1 pseudogene is annotated in these 320 nt (G+C 58.1%); it reads right to left on the reverse strand.

Annotation, left to right across the window (positions count from 1 at the left end):
* Positions 1-23: 23 nt before the first annotated feature.
* Positions 24-320, reverse strand: a pseudogene (locus ALO43_RS17680) (phosphodiesterase); the annotation flags it as partial.

The following is a 320-nucleotide window of genomic DNA, read 5'->3' on the forward strand; positions in this document are numbered from 1 at the left end:
GCGTGGGAGCGATGAGCAATCAATTAATCAATCAACCCGTTCACATCGTAGAACGGGTATGGCCCTTCATAGTCGCCGAACACTGCGTTATGACTGACAAACCCCTGTTCCGAATGCCAGCGATGCAGCACGTAGCCTGCCGGTTCCAGGTTGAAATGGGCAGGCGCGGCTTCGTCGAGGTCCAGCACGATCTGGTGTGACGTGCCAGGGCAGATGCTTACCACGCTGCCACCAAAACGCCGCTGCATGGGGCGATGCAAATGCCCGCACAACAAACGCTCCACTTGCGGATGCTGGGCAATCACACGCTCCAGCGCCGA

This window comes from Pseudomonas tremae (assembly GCF_001401155.1).
Classification (GTDB): domain Bacteria; phylum Pseudomonadota; class Gammaproteobacteria; order Pseudomonadales; family Pseudomonadaceae; genus Aquipseudomonas; species Aquipseudomonas tremae.